The 19,666-nt window shown below is 71.9% G+C and carries 24 protein-coding genes; 9 read left to right on the forward strand and 15 right to left on the reverse strand.

Features of this window, described 5'->3' with window-relative positions; all coding sequences use genetic code 11:
- Positions 1-161: 161 nt before the first annotated feature.
- The 5 genes from ACIA6A_RS06360 to ACIA6A_RS06380 are packed head-to-tail and all read right to left on the reverse strand — an operon-like array spanning position 162 to position 5,958.
- A complete protein-coding gene (locus tag ACIA6A_RS06360) occupies positions 162-1,556 on the reverse strand; it encodes an oligosaccharide flippase family protein (protein WP_396096314.1) in 1,395 nt (464 codons plus the stop codon).
- Positions 1,553-3,214 (reverse strand): ArnT family glycosyltransferase, encoded by a 1,662-nt coding sequence (locus tag ACIA6A_RS06365; protein WP_396096315.1) that lies wholly within the window; start codon positions 3,212-3,214, stop codon positions 1,553-1,555. The genes ACIA6A_RS06360 and ACIA6A_RS06365 overlap by 4 nt, the downstream gene beginning before the upstream one ends.
- Positions 3,168-3,929: an SGNH/GDSL hydrolase family protein gene (locus tag ACIA6A_RS06370; protein ID WP_396096316.1), complete on the reverse strand. Its 762-nt coding sequence runs from the start codon at positions 3,927-3,929 to the stop codon at positions 3,168-3,170. Before ACIA6A_RS06370 ends, ACIA6A_RS06365 begins: the two co-directional genes overlap by 47 nt.
- A complete protein-coding gene (locus tag ACIA6A_RS06375; protein WP_396096317.1) occupies positions 3,926-5,389 on the reverse strand; it encodes a glycosyltransferase family 4 protein in 1,464 nt (487 codons plus the stop codon). The genes ACIA6A_RS06370 and ACIA6A_RS06375 overlap by 4 nt, the downstream gene beginning before the upstream one ends.
- Positions 5,386-5,958 (reverse strand): hypothetical protein, encoded by a 573-nt coding sequence (locus tag ACIA6A_RS06380; RefSeq protein WP_396096318.1) that lies wholly within the window; start codon positions 5,956-5,958, stop codon positions 5,386-5,388. The genes ACIA6A_RS06375 and ACIA6A_RS06380 overlap by 4 nt, the downstream gene beginning before the upstream one ends.
- Before the next feature lie 210 nt (positions 5,959-6,168).
- Between ACIA6A_RS06380 and ACIA6A_RS06385 the strand changes: the two genes are divergently transcribed.
- Positions 6,169-6,414 carry a hypothetical protein gene (locus ACIA6A_RS06385; protein WP_396096319.1) on the forward strand — a complete coding sequence of 82 codons (246 nt, stop codon included), beginning with the start codon at positions 6,169-6,171 and terminating at the stop codon, positions 6,412-6,414.
- Between the two features lie 89 nt (positions 6,415-6,503).
- Entirely contained in the window at positions 6,504-7,247 is a 744-nt protein-coding gene (locus ACIA6A_RS06390) for an L-type lectin-domain containing protein (protein ID WP_396096320.1), read from the forward strand.
- Positions 7,248-7,260: 13 nt separating this feature from the next.
- Here ACIA6A_RS06390 and ACIA6A_RS06395 read toward each other — a convergent pair whose 3' ends face one another.
- Together ACIA6A_RS06395 and ACIA6A_RS06400 are read right to left on the reverse strand one after the other, a co-directional pair.
- Positions 7,261-8,118, reverse strand: a complete 858-nt coding sequence (locus ACIA6A_RS06395; protein WP_396096321.1) for a serine hydrolase domain-containing protein — start codon at positions 8,116-8,118, stop codon at positions 7,261-7,263.
- Positions 8,115-8,972, reverse strand: coding sequence for a helix-turn-helix transcriptional regulator (locus ACIA6A_RS06400; protein WP_396096322.1), 858 nt, complete (start codon positions 8,970-8,972; stop codon positions 8,115-8,117). The genes ACIA6A_RS06395 and ACIA6A_RS06400 overlap by 4 nt, the downstream gene beginning before the upstream one ends.
- Positions 8,973-9,057: 85 nt before the next feature.
- On the opposite strand from ACIA6A_RS06400, the gene ACIA6A_RS06405 reads away from it, so the two are divergent.
- Positions 9,058-9,843: an SDR family NAD(P)-dependent oxidoreductase gene (locus ACIA6A_RS06405; RefSeq protein ID WP_396096323.1), complete on the forward strand. Its 786-nt coding sequence runs from the start codon at positions 9,058-9,060 to the stop codon at positions 9,841-9,843.
- 44 nt (positions 9,844-9,887) lie between these two features.
- Here ACIA6A_RS06405 and ACIA6A_RS06410 read toward each other — a convergent pair whose 3' ends face one another.
- The gene (locus tag ACIA6A_RS06410; RefSeq protein WP_396096324.1) at positions 9,888-10,850 is read right to left on the reverse strand and encodes an aldo/keto reductase; all 963 of its coding nucleotides are present in this window, start codon (positions 10,848-10,850) and stop codon (positions 9,888-9,890) included.
- A 102-nt stretch (positions 10,851-10,952) separates the two neighbouring features.
- On the opposite strand from ACIA6A_RS06410, the gene ACIA6A_RS06415 reads away from it, so the two are divergent.
- Positions 10,953-11,819 carry a helix-turn-helix transcriptional regulator gene (locus ACIA6A_RS06415; RefSeq protein WP_396096325.1) on the forward strand — a complete coding sequence of 289 codons (867 nt, stop codon included), beginning with the start codon at positions 10,953-10,955 and terminating at the stop codon, positions 11,817-11,819.
- Here the strand turns inward: ACIA6A_RS06415 and ACIA6A_RS06420 are convergent.
- Positions 11,791-12,633: an alpha/beta hydrolase family esterase gene (locus tag ACIA6A_RS06420; RefSeq protein WP_396096326.1), complete on the reverse strand. Its 843-nt coding sequence runs from the start codon at positions 12,631-12,633 to the stop codon at positions 11,791-11,793. The genes ACIA6A_RS06415 and ACIA6A_RS06420 overlap by 29 nt on opposite strands.
- Before the next feature lie 94 nt (positions 12,634-12,727).
- Here ACIA6A_RS06420 and ACIA6A_RS06425 point away from each other — a divergent pair, with 94 nt between their 5' ends.
- Entirely contained in the window at positions 12,728-13,078 is a 351-nt protein-coding gene (locus ACIA6A_RS06425; RefSeq protein ID WP_396096327.1) for a MerR family transcriptional regulator, read from the forward strand.
- Here ACIA6A_RS06425 and ACIA6A_RS06430 read toward each other — a convergent pair.
- A complete protein-coding gene (locus ACIA6A_RS06430; RefSeq protein WP_396096328.1) occupies positions 13,075-13,818 on the reverse strand; it encodes an SDR family NAD(P)-dependent oxidoreductase in 744 nt (247 codons plus the stop codon). The genes ACIA6A_RS06425 and ACIA6A_RS06430 overlap by 4 nt on opposite strands.
- A 91-nt stretch (positions 13,819-13,909) precedes the next feature.
- On the opposite strand from ACIA6A_RS06430, the gene ACIA6A_RS06435 reads away from it, so the two are divergent.
- Together ACIA6A_RS06435 and ACIA6A_RS06440 are read left to right on the forward strand one after the other, a co-directional pair.
- Complete coding sequence (locus tag ACIA6A_RS06435) at positions 13,910-14,551, forward strand: TetR/AcrR family transcriptional regulator (protein WP_396096330.1); 642 nt, start codon at positions 13,910-13,912, stop codon at positions 14,549-14,551.
- Between the two features lie 10 nt (positions 14,552-14,561).
- Complete coding sequence (locus ACIA6A_RS06440) at positions 14,562-15,701, forward strand: PQQ-binding-like beta-propeller repeat protein (protein WP_396096331.1); 1,140 nt, start codon at positions 14,562-14,564, stop codon at positions 15,699-15,701.
- A 57-nt stretch (positions 15,702-15,758) separates the two neighbouring features.
- On the opposite strand, the gene ACIA6A_RS06445 is transcribed toward ACIA6A_RS06440, so the two are convergent.
- Positions 15,759-16,550 carry an alpha/beta fold hydrolase gene (locus tag ACIA6A_RS06445; protein ID WP_396096332.1) on the reverse strand — a complete coding sequence of 264 codons (792 nt, stop codon included), beginning with the start codon at positions 16,548-16,550 and terminating at the stop codon, positions 15,759-15,761.
- A 68-nt stretch (positions 16,551-16,618) separates the two neighbouring features.
- Between ACIA6A_RS06445 and ACIA6A_RS06450 the strand changes: the two genes are divergently transcribed.
- Complete coding sequence (locus ACIA6A_RS06450) at positions 16,619-17,005, forward strand: winged helix-turn-helix transcriptional regulator (RefSeq protein WP_396096333.1); 387 nt, start codon at positions 16,619-16,621, stop codon at positions 17,003-17,005.
- On the opposite strand, the gene map is transcribed toward ACIA6A_RS06450, so the two are convergent.
- Positions 16,983-17,756 carry a type I methionyl aminopeptidase gene (gene map, locus ACIA6A_RS06455; RefSeq protein WP_396096334.1) on the reverse strand — a complete coding sequence of 258 codons (774 nt, stop codon included), beginning with the start codon at positions 17,754-17,756 and terminating at the stop codon, positions 16,983-16,985. The two genes, ACIA6A_RS06450 and map, sit on opposite strands and share 23 nt — an antisense overlap.
- 65 nt (positions 17,757-17,821) lie before the next feature.
- Here map and ACIA6A_RS06460 point away from each other — a divergent pair, with 65 nt between their 5' ends.
- Positions 17,822-18,109: a helix-turn-helix domain-containing protein gene (locus tag ACIA6A_RS06460; RefSeq protein WP_396096336.1), complete on the forward strand. Its 288-nt coding sequence runs from the start codon at positions 17,822-17,824 to the stop codon at positions 18,107-18,109.
- Here ACIA6A_RS06460 and ACIA6A_RS06465 read toward each other — a convergent pair.
- From ACIA6A_RS06465 to ACIA6A_RS06475, 3 genes are read right to left on the reverse strand one after another with little or no spacing between them, the layout of a single operon-like run.
- On the reverse strand, positions 18,106-18,486 hold the full coding sequence (locus ACIA6A_RS06465) for a hypothetical protein (RefSeq protein ID WP_396096337.1): 381 nt from the start codon (positions 18,484-18,486) through the stop codon (positions 18,106-18,108). The genes ACIA6A_RS06460 and ACIA6A_RS06465 overlap by 4 nt on opposite strands.
- Before the next feature lie 29 nt (positions 18,487-18,515).
- Positions 18,516-18,902: a GntR family transcriptional regulator gene (locus ACIA6A_RS06470; protein ID WP_396096338.1), complete on the reverse strand. Its 387-nt coding sequence runs from the start codon at positions 18,900-18,902 to the stop codon at positions 18,516-18,518.
- Complete coding sequence (locus tag ACIA6A_RS06475; RefSeq protein ID WP_396096339.1) at positions 18,899-19,615, reverse strand: hypothetical protein; 717 nt, start codon at positions 19,613-19,615, stop codon at positions 18,899-18,901. The genes ACIA6A_RS06470 and ACIA6A_RS06475 overlap by 4 nt, the downstream gene beginning before the upstream one ends.
- Positions 19,616-19,666: the final 51 nt, after the last annotated feature.

The raw sequence follows: 19,666 nt of genomic DNA on the forward strand, positions 1-19,666 counted from the left end.
TTGATTGATCTGTCGAATTACCGACAGTAACAGAAGTGAGCATAAGCGGCTCGATCGACTGCGCAAAGATCAATTGACAGCCAATCAGCCAAACGAGCGAATCGTTCACCCAGTAACGACACGAACCGTGGGGATGCAATCGTGTCAGCGGAAGGACGCCGTTAGGCACGGCGGCGGGTCAGGCGGGTGAGGGCGGTTGTGGGGGTGAACTCGGGGAAGCTGACAGCCAGGACCGCGAGCCCGGTCAAGGCGGTCATGGCCAGCCAGAGGGCCGGGTTGGTGACCACGGCGAGCAGCAGGGTCGCGGCCAGCACCGCGGCCACGTCGCGGATCCGCAGGGCGCGCCAGCCCGGCCGGACGGCGGGCAGGAGGGCCAGCGTGGCGACCGTCAGCAGGGCCGCGAGGGCGGCGGCCGCGGCCAGGCCGGGGATGCCGAACAGGGCACCGGCGGCCGCGACCAGGCCGAGGTAGGCCGCGGTCAGGCCGATGACCAGGCCCGCCGCACGGTGCTGGTCGTCGGCCTGCAGGAAGGTGACGCACAGGTTGAGCAGGCCGATGGCCAGGCCGAGGACCGCCGCGTAGGGCAGCCAGCGACCGACCGACGCGAACGTCGCCGGGAGCAGGGCGGCGCGGATCGCCGGCGGCAGGGTGATCAGGGTGCCGGTCATCAGGATCGCGACCATCAGGTACGACCGCAGGGCCGCCGCCTTCCGCACCGCTGAGCCGTCGCGGCTGAGGTGCGGGAACGTCGCCGTCGCCACCGCGTTCGAGGCGAAGAGCGGGACCCGGCCCAGCGCAGAGGCCGCCTGGTACGGACCACCGCCGGCCGCCCCCAGCCCGAGCAGCGCCACGAGGACGGTGTCCCCGGCCGCCGTGATCGCGACGGCGGCCTGCAGGCGGGTCTGGCGCAGGGCCGCTCGCAGCAGCGCCGGCTCCCAGACCGGCCGGCCGATCAGGTGCCGGAACGTGGGCAGCGGCGCGAGCAGCACGAGGCTGCCGGCGACGAACCCGGCCAGTGCCCCGGCCGAGCCGAGGCCGGTGAAGAAGACGAGTCCTATCCCGACACCGGCCTTCACCACGGCTTCGAGCGTGAACAGCAGCGCGATCGCCTCCATCCGGCCGATGCCCTGCAGGAAACCCATGCCGGTGGAGCCGACCGACATGAGCAGCGACGCCGCCGCGACCGCGACCGCGTCGTGCGGGCCGCCGAAGGCCAGCACCCCGCCGGTGATGATCAGGGTCAGCAGCAGGCCGAGGGCGAGGTTGGTCCAGAACGCGAACGTGGTCACCACCGTGTGGCGGTGGTGGTCGCCGGGGGCCCGGCCGATCTCCCGGGCGAGGATCCACGGGATGCCGGCCCCGGAGATCGCCGCGCGGACCATGAGCAGGGCCTGTCCCGCGGCGAACGCGGCGTACTGGGCGGGGTGCAGGCCGTGCGTGAGGACCAGGGCGTACCCGTAGTTGATGACGCCGGCGCCGGTGGTGGCGAGCATGAGCCAGCCCGCGCCGTGCCCGGCCGTGGTCCCGGTGCGGGGGGTGTCGAGGACGTCGGTCATCGTTTCGCCCATTCGCGGGCCCATTCCCGGCGGATCGTGATGGCGTGCCACAGGTACAGGGCGAACGCGATGGTGCCGATCATCGCGCCGAGCAGCATCAGGAAGCTGAGCGCGGGGGCCTGCGGGGAGGCGGGCGGGCGGGTGTTGCCACATTCGCGGGTGGCCGGCAGCGGGGTCGGTACGGACCACAGCTCGAGCCGCTCGTAACGGTGACTGGGGAAGGACTGGACCCAGGTCCCGTACGTGCGGACGAACGTGTCGAGGGTGGGCGAGCTGTTCCCGTACCGCATCCTGCTGTCCTTGGGCGAGAGCAGGAAGAGCCGGATGCCGGCGCGCACCGCGGCACCGCCGTCCGGGAACGCCTCGACGTGGTTGCGGGGCAGCGCCGGGGCCCAGCGCAGCGCGTTGCCGGTGGCGTTGACAGGCTGACAGGCCAGCTCGCGGGTCAGGTAGGCGCCCATCCGCCGGGTGCCGTCGTCGCGGGTGGCGGCGACGTTGACGCCCCAGGAGGCGGCGCCGGCGAGGATCGCGACCGTGCAGATGATCGCGGCGAGGCGGACCGGCCGGCCCCAGGCGAGCACGGTGAGCAGGACGGCCGGGGCCACGGCGTACACGGTGAGTTGTTCGTTGGCCTGGCCGAGCAGCACGCAGTAGCCGAGGAAGCCGTAGCTCAGGATGCCGAACGCCACGAGGGACGCGTCGCGGGTGTTCAGCCGCAGTTTGTGGAAGAGGCCACCGCGGAACGCGAGGACGAGCAGGCCGATCGCCCCGGTCGCGAAGATCAGATAGCCGCCGGCGTACATCCGCAGCGTGTCGCCGATCACCCCGGTGGACGAGATACCGGTCCGGTTCAGGCCGCTGACCTGCAGCAGGCCGGCGAGCCGGCGGAGGCTGGTGTCGTGTTCGGACCACCACCAGCCGCCGGCACCGTTGAGCACGGCCCACAGCGGGAACGTGGCCCAGATCAGGGCGCCGAGTCCGGCGGCCGCGGTGGCGCGGCGGAAGTAGGCCCAGTCGCGTTCCAGGACGGCGGCGAGCAGCGGCACCATGACGGTGAACAGCAGTGGTTCCTTGACCAGCAGGGCGAGACCCGAGACGACGCCGACCACACCGAGGTACGCGGGGCTGGCCGCGTACCGGAACCGGACCGCCAGGTAGACGACCATCACGCCGAAGAAGACGGCGGTGGGCTCGATCAGCGCGGTGCGGCCGAACCGGACCAGGAAGCCGTCGACCGTGGCCAGCAGCATTGCGGCACCGGCCAGCCACGGGTTCGCGGTGTAGCGGCGGGCCAGCAGGCCGATCAGCGCGACGCTCAGCACGCTGAACAGCGCACCGAGGTAGCGGGCGGCGGCCAGCGCGTCGAGCGTGTCGCCGTGGGCCGTGCCGGTCAGCAGCGTCCATGCGCCGACCAGCAGGAAGTGCAGGGGCGGGTGCACGGCGGTGGGCTGGGCCCCCCAGGAGACCGAGTCGGCGACCACCGTGTTCTGCCCGGCGATGGTGTACATGACCTCGTCGAGGTCGAAGTCGACCGCCGCCTGCAGGTTGACCAGGTACACGACGACGGCCACGGCCAGGGCCCCGGCGTAGACCAGCGGGCCGGTCCGGCGGTCAGGCGTGACCGCCTGAGCCGGTGGGGTGCGGACGACGAGGGTCATGAGGTGTCCTATCGATCGTGCTCAGGATCAGGTCGGCGACCCGGTCGTGGCCCTGGTCGTTGAGGTGGGCGTGGTCGGCGAGGTAGTCGGTCCAGGGCCGGACCGCGTCGGCGGCCGGGACGTAGACCGTGTCGGCGCGCTCGTCGGCGGCGGCCCGCATGATCTCGTCGTTGCGGCGCAGCGCCCGGTTGGAGCGGGGGAAGGAGCGTTCGTCGACCGGCCACAGCCCGACGAGCAGTTTCGGGACGCCGGCGGGGAGGTCCGCGAGCAGTGCGCGCAGCCGCTTCTCGTAGGCCGGCTCCGGCAGCCGCTGGAATCCGCCGGTGACCGGAATGATCAAACGCTTGAGCAGCACCTTTGTCGCCGACATGGCGTGCTGGCGCCAGCGCCGGACCGGGGTCCGGGAGTAGTACGGGCGGGGTTCCAGTCCGGCCGGGCCGCGCCAGCTCCGCGGGGCGCAGCGGTCCAGGATCCGCTGCAGCACCCGGCTCGGATGCACGAACCCCTCGGCGGCACCGAACGACACGATCACCAGCGTCGGGCCGAACGTGTGGATCCGCTCCAGGGCGTCGGGGCCGATCTCGTTCACGGTCTGCGTGGTACGGGCGAGTTGCAGCAGGTCGGCGTCAAGGCGTTCGGCGACGAGGACGGCGTAGGAGCGGCCGCGCACGCCCAGCCCGGCCGCGCTGCTGGCGCCCAGGACGGCAAGTCTCACGCTGCGTTCTCCTTTACCGCGTGCGCGAAGAAGGGCCGCAGGTCACCGGCCCGGCTGCCGGCGGCCCGCTGCCAGCCGAGCAGGTCGGCCGGGCGGGCCACGGCGACGCGGGTGACGGCCGGGTCGAGGGTGATGCCGAGGCGGTCCAGCAGCGCGGTCGCGTCGCTCTCGTCGTATCCGGCGAGCAGCAGGCGGACCCGGGCCGGCTCCCAGTCGACCTGGTCGACGTCGCGCAGCCGGGTGAAGTCGATCCGGGCGGCGAGGTGGGTCGGCAGCTCCACGACCGTGGACAGGTCGCAGATCGGCCGGTTGTCGTGCCCGGCGCGGCGGGCGTCCTCGCCGGCGAGCAGCCCGGTCAGCCGGTCGGTGGTCGCCGCCCAGGTGAACCGGCCGGCCCAGGCACGGCAGCGGACCGCCCACAGCGCGGCGACGCCGCGGTCCTCGAGCTCGATCAGCGCGGAGGTGATCTGCCCGGCGAGGTGCTGCGGCCGGGCGACGACCCACCCCGTCTGCCGGTTGCGCACCGAGTCGCGCAGCCCGGGTGAGGCCAGCACGACCGCGGGTACGCCGAGACTCATCGCCTCGGTCACCGCGAGACCCCACCCCTCGACCTCGGAGGTGCACACGGTCAGCCAGCCGGACGCGAGCAGGCGGTTGCGGTGCTCGTCGTCGAGACGCCCGTGCATGGTGACCCGGCCGGCGATCCCGAGCTCGTCGATCAGAGCGGCCAGCTCGGACCGGCAGGGGCCGTCGCCGACCAGGTGCAGCTCGACGTCCGGGACGAGTTCGGCGATCCGGGGCAGCGCGCGCAGCAGCAGGTCCCAGCGCTTGTGCGGGGCGAGGCGGCCGACGCAGACGATCCGCGGCGCCTCGCAACGCCCGGCGCCGGGCACGACGATCGGTTCCTGGCCGTTGGCGGCGACGTACACCGGGCCGATCAGGCCCAGGACCCGGCGGACCTCGGTGCGCGAGGACGGGGAGACCACGGCGATCGTCCGTACGCCGTAGACGAGCCGGTTCCCCACCCGCTCGAGCCACCGGCCCAGCTGGGCCAGCGGGAAGCGGAAACGTTGACCGAACATGACCTGGTGGACGTGGTGGATGAGGACCACGACCGGGATCCGGCGCCCGACGGCGAGCGGTGACAGGAACGGGATGCCGTTGCAGGTGTCGACGATGGCGTCGATGCCCCGCCGGTGCCGCAGCAACCAGAGCAGGGCCAGCGGATAGACGGTGTACGCGTTGCCCATCCGGCGCACGGCCGCGCCCCCGATCCGGGCGGCCCGGGCGGCGTGGCGGGGACGGGACGTGACGATGGTGACCCGCTGGCCGCCCGCCACCATCCGCGCGGTGACCTGGTGCATGTACTCCTCGGCCCCGCCGCTGTGCGGGTGGGTGGCGTCCTTGAAGTTGAGCCAGACCACGTGCTCGCCGGGCGTACCCCGGAATCTGCGCCTCACGCCACGACCCGGGAGCTGCCGTGGGCGGTCATCCGGATCCCGGAGTGCCCGGCGGTGTCGCGCAGCCGGGGCGTGAAACCGGCGTCCGGCGGCGGTTCGTCGCCGAACACCAGCTCGGCGACCGAGCGGTGCAGCAGGGTGACCCGGCTACCCTCGGCGCCGAGACAGACGATGTGCTGGCCGCCGGCGAGTAGGCGGACGGCGTGGGCGAGGCCGGTGGTGAACGCGCCGGGTTCGCCGACGCCGACCCAGCCGGCCGGGCTGGTCCGCACACCGCGCAGGGCGCCGGCGCCCCAGCCCGGGGCCGAGCAGCCGAGCACCCGCACCGGGATCGGCGACTCCCCCGCGAAGTCGTCGACCACCTCGATGGTGCGGTCGCTGGATCCCCGGTCGACGACGGCCAGGGCGCCGGGACGGTCGAGCGTGCTCAGACCCTCGGCGGCTTCCTCCAGCAATGCGCGTACGCCGTCCTCCGCATTGAGCACCGGGAAAATCAGTTCCAGCTCCACCCTTCTGAGTTCTTTGTCCGTTTCCGGCACCGTGCTGGTCTCGATCAGAGGATGTAGCATTTGCCTGCTCCGCCCCCATTGACTGCTTTGTACCAGCCCTATTGTTGCCGCATCATCGCCCTCGCGCGCCGGAGAAACCGATCTGTAACCATCTGTCCGGATAGATCCCATGAATCCTAGAAAACGGCTGCGAAATCCTGACCGACATGGTTACCCCGCAGCGGGTATCACCCCGGTGCCGCAACGCCCCCGGCGACCTACCGTCGATACATGGACTTCACCCTGGCCGCGATCGTGGTCACTCTCTGGTCCGTCTTCGCGGCCACGCTGTTCGTGCTCTGGCGGCTGTGGGGACGCCCGACACCGCACCGGCGCTGGATGGACGAGGCCCGCGCGGTGCCCGCGATCGAGGACCCCGCCGACACCGGCCGGCACCACCTGCCGGACGGGCTGCTCAGCATGCCGACGTACCAGCTCGGACCGGACCGCGTGGCCCGAGCGCGGGTCGACGACTGAAAGTACGAGTTATCGCATTCCGCTCCCATGACCCTTTGATCCGGTTCAAGGTGGTTTGAACCATCCGATCGGTACGAGGGGAACACGGAATGCGGAAACGCTTGACACCATCGGCGGCCATCGCCCTGACCGCCGTCCTGGCGGGCACGACAATGGCCACCCCGGCACAGGCGACACCTTCCGGGTACAAAAAGATCATCAGTTACGGCGACTTCAGCAAGGGCCCGGGCCTCTACCTGAACGGCAGCGCCGGCGTCCAGGACAAGGCCCTGCGGCTGACCAGCGACACCAAGCGCCAGGCCGGCGCCGCCTGGGCACACGTGAAGGTCAACCCGGACAAGGGCTTCGAAACCGCGTTCGACCTGTCCATGACCGGCGCCGCCGGGCACGCCGACGGCATCGCGTTCGTGCTGCAGAACGACGGACGCAAGGGCATCGGAGGGTACGGCGGCAGCCTCGGATACGGCGGCATGACGCACAGCGTCGCGGTGGAGCTCGACACGTTCAAGAACCCCGCGGACGTCGACAACAACCACGTCGCGGTGGTGCGGGGCGGGGCGTCGGACGCGGCCCAGCCGATCGTGGCCTCGTCGCCGATCCAGATGTTCGGCCAGCCGGTCCACGTCCGGATCACCTACCTCGCCGCGACCACGACCCTCAAGGTCAGGGTCCGGGCGGTGGGCGCCGCCACCGAGACCAAGATCCTCGACACCAAGGTCGACCTGGCCGCGGCTCTGGGCCACCGCAAAGCCCTGGTCGGCTTCACCGGCGGCACCGGCGAGGACGTCTCGGTCCAGGAGATCACCAACTGGTCAGTGAAAGTCGCGCGGTAGAAGTCCGTTCAGGTCAGGCCGCGAAACCGTCGATCGCGGCGGTGAGGTCGTCGCCGGTCAGCGGGAACTGCATGTCGCTGAGGGTCCGGGCCACCTCGGGGAGCGCGTCCTGCCGGTTCGTGAGGACGACGCTCGCGTAGTCGCGGTCGGGGACCAGCAGCATCACCGCCCGGTAACCGGGCAGGCGGCCGTTGAGGTACATCTGACCGGACGGGCCGATCGCCCAGCCCAGCGCGTACGTCATGGGGTCGTCCGGTCTTGTTCTGGGGGTCCGGGTCTCGTCCAGCAGTGCTTTGTCGGCGAGCAGGTGCTCGGCGAAGGTCAGCAGATCCGGGACGCAGGACCACAGGCCACCGCTGGGGCGGCGGGCCCGCGGGTAGGCGCTCGGCGCCGGACCGTCCCAGCCCGTCCGGGTCAGGCCCCAGGGGTCGAGCACCCTGCGCCGCAGGGCCTCCTCGTAGGGCAGGCCGGTGAGGGTGGCCAGGATCGCGCCGGCCAGGAAGTAGTTGCCGTTGTAGTAGGACCAGCGGGTGCCGGGCTCGCGGTCGTGCCCGGCCTCCAGCACGAGCCGGGCCGCGTCGGCGAGCTCCAGCCGCGCCACCGCGGCCGCGCCGACGGATTCGCGCAGCCCGGAGACCTGGGCGAGGGTCCGCTCGACGGTGAGGGCCGGGGTGGCGGGGGATCCGGGCAGCAGGTCGGCGACCGGGGTGTGCAACGGGATCCCCAGTTCGCGCAGCGTCAGCACCAGCGCGGCGGAGGTGAACATCTTGGTCAGCGACGCGATCCGGAAATCCTCAGTCGGGCCCTGCGCGGTCACGACCCGCTCGCCGGCGGTCGACGAACCGGAGACGGCGTCGGGCAGCAGCGTCATCGGGCGGCCGGCGCGGTGCGGGCGCCGGGGCCCAGCACGTTCAACAGGGCCAGGGCCTCGGCGCTGGGCGACCCCACCGGGGCGGTGTACAGCACGAGGTGCTGGTCGCTGTCGGTGAGCGCGAGCGAGTCGCAGTCGACCACGATCGTGCCCACCAGCGGGTGCTGGAACGTCTTCGTGAGCACCGGCGCGGCCTGCACGTCGTGGCGTTCCCAGAGCCGGGCGAACTCGGGGCTGCCGGTGCGCAGATCGTCGACCAGCCCGGTCACCTCCGGGTCGGACGGATAACGGGCGAGGGTGAGCCGGAGCGCCATGACGACATGATGCCGGAACTCCGTCGCGTCGGAGACCCCGAACAACGGCGGGTCGGTCTGCGGCGGTGCGAGGAAAGCCTTGCGCGCGAGATTGCGCTCCCGTGGGCCGAGCTCGCCGAAATCCGTCATGAGCGCGGCCGCGAGGTCGTTCCACGCGAGGACCTCGAACGCGGCCGACATGACAAAACCGGCGGTCTGCGGCAGGCGTTCGAGCAGCGCGTGGATGCTCGGCCGGACGTCGCGCCGGTGCAGGCCGCCACGGATCGGGGCGGTGCCGGCGAGCACGTGCAGGTGGTCGGACTCGGCGTCGGTGAGCCGCAGGGCGCCGGCGATCCCGGCGAGGACCTCACCCGACGGCCGGGGGGCCCGGCCCTGTTCCAGGCGGACGTAATACTCCGTGGAGATGTGCGCCAGCACCGCCACCTCCTCGCGGCGCAGGCCCGGGGTGCGCCGGCGGGGCCCCGAGGGCAGGCCGGCGTCCTCCGGCCGGAGCCGCTCACGGCGGGTACGGAGGAACGCGGCGAGTTCCTGCTTGTCCATAGCCCCAGTCTGCCCGGCGCGCGGCGGTGGAGCCTGGTACCAGTTGTGCCTGCATCCGCTCGCGGATCCGCCGAAGACTGGCGGCATGACGAACACCGAGGACAACGCACCCATCGGCCTGCTCACCGGCAAGGTCGTACTCATCACCGGCGCCAGCCGCGGCATCGGGGCGGCCGCCGCCCGGCTCTTCGCCCAGGAGGGTGCCGCCGTCGTGCTGGCCGCCCGCGGCACCGACGCCCTGGACCGGATCGTCGCCGAGATCCGCGCCGGCGGCGGGGTCGCGGACGCCGTGCCGGTGGACCTCGCCGACCGGGCGAGCATCCGGGCGGCCGTCGACCGCGTCGAGCGGCTGCACGGACGCCTCGACGGCGCGTTCAACAACGCCGGCGCCGGGCAGCAACGGCCCGGGCCGCTCGACACGACCAGCGACGAAGATCTCGACGAGCAGTTCGAGGTGAACTTCCGGGCGCACTACACCGCTATGAACGCCGAGGCCGCGCTCATGCGCAAAGGCACCGGCGGGGCGATCGTGAACACGTCGAGCATCGGCAGCCGGCGGGCCAACCCGGCGCTCCCCGCGTACGGGGCGATGAAGCGGGCGCTGAACAGCATCACCGAGTCCGCGGCGGTGACCTGGGCGCCGCAGGGGATCCGGGTCAACGCCATCACCCCCGGCGGCACCGCGACCGAGATGATCGACGCGTGGGAGGCGGCGACCCCGGGCATCGTCGCGGCCATCACCGCGAGCACCCCGATCGGCCGGATGGCCCAGCCCCGCGAGGTCGCCGAGGTGGCCGCGTGGCTGCTCAGCGACCGGGCCTCGATGGTGACCGGCGCGATCGTCCCGGTCGACGGCGGCGCCGGCGCCTGACCGGCGCGGCTGGGCGTGCCCGCGACCAGCCGGGTGGTGAGGCGTCAGTTGCCGACGCCGAGGCTCGCCATGAAGGCGGCCGGGTAACGGTCGCCCCGGGCGGTGCCGGGCGGGACCGCCTTCTCGATCTCGGCGAGGTCGTCCGCGGTGAGGTCCAGCCGCATCGCGGGCAGCGCCTCGGCCAGCCGGGTCCGCGTCCGCGCGCCCACCAACGGCACGATGTCGGCACCCTGGGCGGCCACCCAGGCGATGGCGAGCTGGGCGACCGTGCAGCCCTTGGCGTCGGCGACCCGGCGCAGCGCCTCGACCAGGGTGAGGTTGTGTTCCACGTTGCCGGCCGCGAACCGGGGGCTGAACGCGCGGGCGTCCCCGGGGGCGGCGGCACCGGCTCTCCAGTGACCGGAGATGAGGCCGCGGCTCAGGACGCCGTACGCGGTCATGCCGATCCCCAGCTCCCGCAGCGTGGGCAGCACCTCGTCCTCGACCGCGCGGGAGATCAGCGAGTACTCGATCTGCAGGTCGTGGACCGGGTGCACGGCGTGCGCGCGGCGGACGGTCGCGGCGTCGACCTCGGACAGGCCCACGTGGCGGACGAATCCGGCGTCGATCATCTCCTTGATCGCACCGACGGTGTCCTCGATCGGGACGGCCGGGTCGAGCCGGGCCGGCCGGTACACGTCGATGTGGTCGGTGCCGAGCCGGTTGAGCGAGTAGGCGAGGAAGTTCTTCACGGCCTCGGGGCGGCCGTCCGTACCGCCGAATTCGCGGCCCGGGCCCCGCAGGGCGCCGAACTTCACGCTCAGCTGGTAACTGTCCCGGTCCCGGCCTTTCAATGCCTCGGCGAGCAGCAGCTCGTTGTGCCCCATGGCGTAGAAGTCGCCGGTGTCGATCAGCGTGACACCGGCGTCCAGCGCGGCGTGCACCGTGGCGATGCTCTCCGCCCGGTCGCTCGGCCCGTAGGCGTCCGACATTCCCATGGCACCGAGGCCCAGAGTTCGTGTGGTCATGTCCTCACCGTGCGCCGGTTCGCGGCCGGGCGGGAGCGGAGCGTTCATCCTGGGAGAGCGGCTCCCTGGATGAGCCCGCCGGCCGCGAGGGAGCATGGCCTCATGCAGCGTGCCGAGCTCGCCGACTTCCTGCGCCGCCGCCGCGAGGCGATCCGCCCGGCCGAGGTGGGCATCGCCGACGGTCCGCGCCGGCGCACCGCCGGGTTGCGCCGCGAGGAGGTCGCCGCGCTGGCCGGGATGTCGGTCGACTACGTCGTACGGCTCGAGCAGGGCCGCAGCAGCCAGCCCTCGACGCAGTTGCTCGGCGCGCTGGCCCGGGCGCTGCGCTTCTCCGACGACGAACGCGATCACCTGTTCCGGCTGGCCGGGCATCAGCCGCCGCCCGCCGACGGGGTCGCCCGGCTGGCCCGGGCCGGGCTGATCCGGATGCTCGACCTGCTCGGCGACACCCCGGCCATGGTGCTGTCCGACCTCGGCGAGGTGCTCGCCCAGAACCGGGCCTCGATCCTGGTGACCGGCGACCAGGGCGGTTTCACCGGCGACCGGCGCTATGTCGTCTACCGCTGGTTCACCGAACCGCAGAACCGCACGGTCCACCCTGACGACGAGGAGCACGACTACCGGTCCCGGCAGCTCGTGGCCGACCTGCGCGCGGTCGTCGGGCGGCGGGCCGGCGACCGGGAGGTCATCCGGCTGATCGAGCGCCTGCAGGCCGGCAGCGACGAGTTCCGGCGGATCTGGGCCGACCACGAGGTGAAGGTGCGCCGGGCGGACCAGAAGACGGTCGTGCACCCGCGGGTCGGCCCGATGCTGATGGACTGCGAGACGCTGGTGACGCCGGACCTCGGCCAGCAGATGGTGGTGCTCACCCCGGCCGACGCCGAGTCCCGCGAGCGGCTGGCGCTGCTGCTGGTGCTCGGCGTCGAGGAGTTCCCGGCCGCTACGCCGACAGTCCGAAGAGATCCCTGACCAGCTCGGCGGTGCTGACGTCCTGGTTGGTCCGGCCGATCGGGGCCGGGGCCTTCTGCGGGCCCGGGATGGTGTGACCGCCGCCGTGCACGGTGTACAGCACGACCGGCGGCCGGCCCTCCTGCCGGTATTCGGTGCGTTCCAGCGAGGTCGGCCCGGCATGGGGCAGCGTGGTGCTGACCGGCGCGGCGGTGATGCCGTTGCGCTCGGCGAAGTAGCGCGCGGTGTCCGGCATCGACCGGGTGCGGCCGCCGACCTTGAACGCCGTACGCACCCACCAGCTCATCTCGCCGCCGGCGTACTTGATGATCGGGTCCTTCGTGCCATGGATCAACAACACCGGCATCGGCGCCGGCTCCGACGCGGGCACGAGGAAGTTCTCCGGTACGGGCATGAGCGCCGCGAGCACCGCCCCGCCGGCGATCAACTCCGGTGCCTCGTGCATCAGCCGCATCACCATCTGCCCGCCGTTGGAGTAGCCGACGGCGAAGACCCGCGCCGGATCGATCCCGTGGGTGCCGGCGAGCTTCCGGATCACCGCCCGGCTGAAGCCCACGTCGTCGATGCCGGCTTTCCGGGCCGGGAAGGAGCTCTCCTTGCGCGCGTCGTTCCAGTTCTTCTTGTAGCCGTCCAGGTACGCGACGACCGCCGTACCGTCCTCGGCCAGGGCGTCGTAGGCCCGGCCGGTGAACTCCCGGTGCTTGTCCCCGGTCTGCCCGGAGCCGTGGAAGACCAGCACCAGATCCCGCGCGCCGGCCGGCCCCACCACGGTGTAGGTCCGTGTCCGGCCGGCCACCTCAACACTGTCGCGCATGATTCTCCCGTTCGTCGTGGCCAGGAGACGACGTTAAACTTTGACATCGTGTCAAGGTCAAGCCTCGGATTCCGGGGGAGGTCGGAGGTGACCGGTGAAGATCAGTGATCTCAGCGCGAAGACCGGTGTCAGCGCCCGCTCACTGCGCTACTACGAGCAGCAGGGCCTGATCACGGCGGTCCGCCGGCCCAACGGCTACCGCGACTACGACGACGACGCGGTGGTGACGGTCCTCACCATCCGCTCGCTGTACGACCTCGGTTTCCCGAGCGACCTCGTGCGCACCGTGCTGCCCTGCACCGACGGGACGAACGTCGACCAGGCCGTCTGCCAGGGCGTGGTCGAGCGCGTCACGACCATCCGCGACGACATCGCCCAGCGCGTCGCCCATCTGTCCGGCACGCACGACACCCTGACCCGCTTCCTCGAAGAGCGCGCGAGTTAGAGCTGGTTCTCGCCGCCGTCGACGTACAGGTTCGCGCCGAGCATGAAGCTGCTCCGCGCGGTGGCGAGGAACAGCACCGCGTCGGCGACCTCGTCCGAGCGGCCCACCCGGCCGAGCGGGATCGCGGTGGCGAAGTCGGCCATGACGGCGGCCGCCCGCTCCTCGCCGACGATGCCCGCGATGGCCGGGGTGTCGATCGTGCCCGGGGAGATCGCGTTGACCCGGATGCCCCGGCCCTTGAGCTCATTGGCCCAGGTCCGGGCGAAGGACCGGATCGCGGCCTTCGACGCCGAGTAGGCACCGAACGCCTCGCGGCCGTCGTCGGCGCGCACCGAGGAGTTCAGGATCACCGAGGCACCGTCGTTGAGCAGCGGCAACGCCTTCTGGACGGTGAACAGCGTGCCGCGCACGTTGAGCCCCAGGATCAGGTCGAGGTGCTCCGCGGTGGTCTGCTCCAGCGTGGCGAACGCGCCCACGCCGGCGTTGGCGAACAGCACGTCCAGGCCCCGGCCGCGCGCCCGTACCGCGTCGTAGAGCCGGTCGAGGTCGGCGGGGTCCGCGACGTCGCCCGGCACCGCGGTCGCCGCGCCGATCTTGTCGACCGCCGCGTCCAGCGCGTCCCGGTGGCGGCCGGTGACGAACACGTGTGCGCCCTCGGCGGCCAGCCGGATCGCGGCGGCCAGGCCGATGCCGCTGCTGCCCCCGGTGACGACCGCGGTCTTGCCTTCCAACGAGCCCATGACAACCTCCCCAGACTTCGGCACCGATCGGTACCGAATGCGACCGTAGCACTTCAAGACCGATCGGTACCGAAGGGGTAGGATCGCCGTCATGACGACACCGATCGGCCGGCCGCGGGGCTTCGACGCCGGCGAGGCACTCGAACGGGCCATGGTCGTCTTCTGGGAGCAGGGCTACGAGGGCGCCAGCCTCAGCGACCTGACCAGCGCCATGGGCATCACGAAGACGAGCCTGTACGCCGCCTACGGCAACAAGGAGGACCTGTTCCGCAAGGCGCTCGATCGCTACACCGAGGGGCCGGCGTCGTACGCCGAGCGGGCACTGGCCGAACCGACCGCCCTCGCGGTGGCCACCGCGTTCCTCACCGGCTCGGTCCGCGCCACCACCCAGCCCGGCTGCCCCACCGGCTGTCTCGGCGTGCAGGGCTCACTGGCCGCCGGCGAACCCGGGCGCGCCGCCCGGGACACGCTCAGCGCGTGGCGCGACGACGCCCGCGCCCGCCTCCAGGACCGGTTCCGGCGCGCCGTCGACGAGGGCGACCTGCCCGCGACGACCGACCCGGCGCTGCTCGCCCGGTACCTCATGACGGTGGCCAACGGCATCGCCGTCCAGGCCGCCGGCGGGGCCGCCCGCGACGAGCTCCAGCAGGTCGCCGACATCTCCCTCCGGAGCTTCACCCTTTGGTGCGACGAACCGGCCGATGGCACATTTGGGCAGGTCAAAGCGCCGTAGCGTGTCGCGGATGGCACCTTCCCGGCTTCTCGCCGCGATCCTTCTGACCACCGGACTGCTCAGCGTCGCGACCCCCGCGCGGGCCGCCGTCGATCCGGGGTGGACTGCCCCCGGCTACGGCCCCGGCAACTCCTTCTACAACCCCCGCGAATCGGTCATCAACGGTTCCAGCATCGGCAAGGTCCGGCTCAAGTGGACGTCACAGCTGGCGACCACCGGGGCGGAGACGTGCACCGGACCGTCGGAGCCGCTGGTCTCCGGTGGCCGGGTGTTCGTCACCGACCAGACCGGCATCGGCGCCTACCAGCAGACGACCGGCCGGCGGCTGTGGCACTACACCTGGTCCGACCCGGGCGACACCAACACCCCGCACCTGGCGCTCTCCGGCGGGCTGCTGCTCGCCGGCTACACCGAGTGCCAGTCCCGGAGCGACCCGAACGGCGGCATCGTCGCCCTGAACGTCGCCACCGGCCGGGAAAAATGGAGTGGTGGCCCCAGCGGACCCGTCGAGTCGCTCGTGACCGACCGGGGAGTGGTCGTGGTCGCCGGTTCCTCGATGTCGTCGGAACCGCAGGTGTCCGGCTACCGGGTCAGCGACGGCCGCGAGCTCTGGTCCATCGGCGAATACTGGTCCCCCGGCATCTCGGCCGGCGGCCGGCTGCTGGTCACCGGTGGACCGGCCCAGAACTCCGCGGCCCTGTCGATCACCACCGGCACAAAGCTGTGGAGCCGGGCGCTGCCGTACGAAGGATTGGCGGCCAGCCCGGCCGGCGACGCTTACTACCTGGCCGACGGTGACGGTGGCGTGCTCTGCGTCCGCTCGACCGACGGGGCGAAACTCTGGTGGAAGAACGGCACCGGCGGCGAGATCGCCTCGGACGGCACCCGCGTGTACCGCAGCTTCTCCAGCAACGTCGAGGCACTGAACGCGCGCACCGGGGCACGCCTCTGGATCACCCGCCTCAGGACCGCCTTCGACCAGCCGGTCCGGGCCGGCGGGCTGCTGTACACCGGCAGCACCATCCTCACCGCCGCCACCGGAAAACCGGCCGCCACCTGGAAGTCCACCGGCGACAGCACCTATCCCGTCCTGGCCGGCGGCTGGCTGCTCCAGATCACGGACAACACGATCCAAGGCTTCGCACCCTGACCCACCGTACGGACCACAACTCGCCGGCAAGCGCCCAGCTCGCCGGCGAGCCGCCGTTCAGGGGTGACCGAGGAACGGGACGAGGATGTTCAGGAGCTCGTCCGGGCGGTCGAGGGGCAGGATGTGACCGCCGTCCGGGATGAGGTGGCTTTCGAGCGTGTCGGTGATCGGCTCCAGCTGCCGGAACGTGCTGTCGCCGACGGTCGCACCGCCGATCGTCGCGGTGGGGACGGTGAGCCGGTGCCGCTGGACGGCGTCGCTGATCAGGGCCGCGTTGCCGGGCATGGCCCGGTAGTGGTGGAAGACGTCGACCCCGGTGTACGCCTCGACGAAGGCGTCGCGGATCTCCGGCGGGATGCCCCGGCCCAGGGTTCCCGAGCGGTAGAAGAAGTCCAGATATTCGCGCTCGTGACCGGCCAGGACGGTGGCGGGGAGGCCGGGCACGGCGTGGAAGCCGAACCACCAGGGTGAGATCTTCCCGGCGCCGGGCAGCGTGCCGATCAGGGCTTCCATGACCACCAGCCGGGAGATCCGGTGCGGCTCGCGCAGCGCGGTCATGAACGCGATCGGGCCCCCGAGGTCGATGCCGACGATCTTCGCCGTCGGCAGTCCGAGGCCGTCGAGCACGCCCATGACGTCACCGGCCAGGGTGTCCAGGTCGTAGCCGTCCGCCGGGCGCTCGCTCGCGCCGAGGCCGCGCAGGTCCGGCGTGATGACGAGGTGGTCCGCGGCGAGGGCCGCGACGATCGGGTCCCAGACCCGGTGGGTGTGCGGCCAGCCGTGCAGCAGCACGACCGGATCGCCGTGGCCCGCGGTGCGGATGTCGAGGTGAATGCCGTTGGTTACCATTGGTTACCAGCTCACCGCAGGACCCGTGGGTTGCCAAGGAGGCACTTTCCCGGAAGGTGGTGAGGTCGGTGAAACCACGTGGCGACCTGTTCAGCCCGGCCTGCCCGACCCGGAACCTGCTCGACCGGGTCGGCGACAAGTGGACGTCGATGGCGGTGAAGGTGCTCGCCGAGGCGTTTCCCGGCGAGGTCCGGTTCGCCGAGCTCCGCCGCCGGATGCCGGGGATCTCTCAGAAGATGCTGTCGGTGACGTTGCGCGGGCTGACCCGCGACGGCCTGGTCGCCCGGCGGGTCGAGGACACCGTGCCGCCGAGCGTCTATTACCGGGTCACCGCCCTGGGCCACTCGCTCGACGGCCCGCTGGCCGCACTGCGCGACTGGGCCGAGGAGAACATGTCCGAGATCGACGAGCACGGCCGGGCCTGGGACGCGGTCACACCTCCGGCAGGGTCATGATCTCCACGCCGTCGCTGGTCACGGCGATGGTGTGCTCGCTGTGGGCGGTCCGGCTGCCGGTCGCGCTGCGCAGCGTCCACCCGTCGGCGTCGGTGACGAGTTTGTCGGTGTCGGCCATGATCCAGGGCTCGAGCGCCAGCAGCAGGCCGGGGCGCAGCTTGTAGCCGCGGCCGGGCCGGCCGGTGTTCGAGATGTGCGGGTCCTGGTGCATCGTCGAGCCGACGCCGTGCCCGCCGAACTCGGTGTTGACCGTGTATCCGGCCTCGGCCAGCGTCGTGCCGATGGCGTGCGAGATGTCGCCGATGCGGACCCCGGGGCCGGCCACCGCGATCCCGGCGGCCAGCGCGCGCTCGGTCGCAGTGATCAGCGCCAGGCTCTCGGCGGGCTGCGTGTCACCCACGACGAAGCTGATCGCGGAGTCGGCGACGACCCCGCCCAGCGAGACGGCGAGGTCGAGCGAGACCAGGTCCCCGTCGGCGATCGCGTAGTCGAACGGCAGCCCGTGCAGCACCGCGTCGTTGACCGACGTGCAGATGTAGTGACCGAACGGCCCGCGCCCGAACGAGGGCGCATAGTCGACGTAGCAGGACAGCGCGCCGGCTTCCTTGATCATGGACTCGGCCCAGCGGTCGATGTCCAGCAGGTTGACGCCCACCGCGCTGCGGCTCTTGAGCGACTGCAGGATCTCCGCGACCAGGGCGCCCACCTCCCTGGCCCGGGGCAGCTGGCTGGGTTCCAGGATCTCGATCATGCGGTGCCTTCCTCACGCCACCAATAACTATCCCGGCCATATTATCCCGGTACTAGAATCGGGGGATGGTCAGGATGCCGCTCACCCCCGCGGAGGTCGAACGCGGGCAGCGCCTCGGTTCGCTGTTGCGTCTCGCCCGGGGCGATCGCTCGATGCTCATGACCGCACTCGAGGCCCGCGTCTCCCCGGAAACCCTCCGCAAGATCGAGTCGGGCCGGGTGGCGACCCCCGCGTTCCCGACCATCGCCGCGATCGCCGACGTCCTCGGCCTCTCCCTCGACGCGGTCTGGGCCGAGATCAACCGCCCCGAGCCCAGCACGGCCCACCACGCCCCGGAGCGACTGGCCTCTTAGCGGGTGCCGTAATTGTCGAGCCGGCGCTCGTGCACCACGGTCAGCACGATGAGCCCCACCCAGAGCACGGACGTCCCCGCGTGCCGGACGATGTCGCCGGTCGAGTCATGGTCGATCACCAGCAACCCCAGCGACAGCACCAGCATGCCGGCGTAGAAATACTTTCCCCAGCGCAGCCGGGGCGTCAGGCGGATCACCTCGCGGGCCAGCCGGTCGATCTCCGGGTCGTCGGTGCCACCCGCCCGGATCGCCCGGCGGACCGCCCGGTTGGTCTCCCGGCCCTGCCCGCGCAGCGGGCTACCGGCGCCGACGGTCCGGACCACGATCACGGCCAGGCCGGCCAGGACGAGAAGCACGCCGACCACAATGAAGACCACGGCCATCGCCTACCCTGCGCCGGCGATCCTCAAGCATCGGTCCGGGTCAGGGCCTGCTCGACCAGGGACCTGATCCGGTCGTCGTCCACACCCAGAAGACGGGCTTCGCGTACGAACTCAGCGGCCCGCGAACGCAGCACCTCGGCCGGATCGGGGCCGATGGGGGGCACCGCAGCGACCCGGGTGCCGCCCCCGCGGCGGGACACGACCAGGCCGGTCGCCTCAAGCTCGCGGTAGGCCCGGGCGACCGTGCCGACCGCCAGGCCCAGATCGGAGGCGATTTGGCGCAGCGGTGGCAGGCGGTCGCCGGGGCCCAGCACGCCGTACCGGATGAGGTCGGTCAGCTGGCGGCGCAACTGTTCGTACGGCGGGGTGGGGTCGTCGGTGACCACGGTCAGACCCGGGCGGTCCGTCATCGAGGCTGGGGCAGGATCGCGGCTACGCACCACGTCACTATGGCCAGCGATCCGAGGACCACCACATTCAGCCCCCACGATGCGACCGTCCACCAGGCCGGCGCGCAGTCGATGCCGCGCAGCGCGCCGGACGCGACGAGGCTGACGCCACCGAGCGGGATGGCGACGAGGATGCCGGCCGCACCGGTGACCGCGCGGGCGGCGTGACCGCGCAGTGCGTTGTCGGCGGTCGCGTCGCCGGTGCGCGGGCGCTGGACGATGGTGCGCAGGGCCAGGTACGCGAGCAGCAGCCCCACCAGCACGACCACCGCCAGCCGCCCGGTGTAGTACCAGCCCGGCCAGGGACCGTGGCTCTGCGACAGGTCGGCCGTGCACTGCCGGGTGAGCGAGCGCCCGGGACGCCCCATGTCATCGGCGCTGCCGGCCGACGTGGTGGCGGTGGCCACGACCAGGAGCAGCCCGCCGGTGCCGGCGACGGCCCAGCCGAGACGGCCGGGCAGGTAGTCGCGGATGCGCCGGACCTGCAAGGTGGCGCTGCGGGTCGGGCCTTTCGGCGCTCGGACCGTGAGCTCCGCGGCCAGGACACCGAGGCAGACGCACAGCCCGAACAGCGGCGCGGCCAGCATCAGGCCCTCGCCCAGGCCACCCCATTGCACGGTGATGACGGCGACGACCGCCCCGGCGATCAGACCCACCCAGCGCAGTACCGGCATCCGAACTCCCCGCTTGTATCAAGCAACTGACACAAGAGGATGGATCATGGA

Source organism: Actinoplanes sp. NPDC051494 (genome assembly GCF_044454705.1).
Lineage (GTDB): Bacteria > Actinomycetota > Actinomycetes > Mycobacteriales > Micromonosporaceae > Actinoplanes.